The sequence below is a fragment of the Streptomyces alboflavus genome, assembly GCF_000716675.1.
Lineage (GTDB): Bacteria > Actinomycetota > Actinomycetes > Streptomycetales > Streptomycetaceae > Streptomyces > Streptomyces alboflavus.
In genome coordinates this window covers 1-531 of sequence record NZ_JNXT01000150.1, presented here as the reverse complement: position 1 = coordinate 531, position 531 = coordinate 1, and the positions used below count along the sequence as shown (strand labels likewise).

The window sequence follows — 531 nt, the reverse complement described above, 5'->3', positions numbered from 1 at the left end:
ACGGCAACCGATCCAGCACCACAAACACCGACGGCACCATGAACTCCGGCAACCGCCCCGACACAAACCGCCGCAACTCCGCCACCGACACACCGGCACCACGCACCTTGATCTGCGCGTCGCCACGCCCGACGTACTCAAGGACCCCGTCCGACGTCCAGCGCGCCATGTCACCCGTGCGGTACATCCGCGCCCCCGCAGGACCGAACGGATCGGCGACGAAGCGCTCCGCCGTCAGCCCCGGACGGCCGTGGTATCCGCGGGCCACCGCGCCGGCGACGTACAGCTCTCCCACCACACCGGGGGGTACAGGCGTCAGCCCCGCCCCCAGGACGTAGGTGCGCATGTTGCCCAACGGTGAGCCGATCGGCGCACTCACCGCTTCGCCCAGGCCCTGCGTCCCTTCCAGGGCGAAGGTCGTCGCGTAGAAACTCTCGGTCTGGCCGTAGCCGTTGACGATCCGCACTCCCGGGAAAACCTCCCGGGCCCGCGCCACCAACGAACCCGACAACCCCTCACCCGCGAACACCA

General features: G+C 69.5%; 1 protein-coding gene. It reads right to left on the bottom strand.

Annotation, left to right across the window (positions count from 1 at the left end; all coding sequences use genetic code 11):
- Positions 1-531: AMP-binding protein (locus OO63_RS41115; protein ID WP_033264993.1), on the bottom strand; the 531-nt coding region annotated here is incomplete at both ends.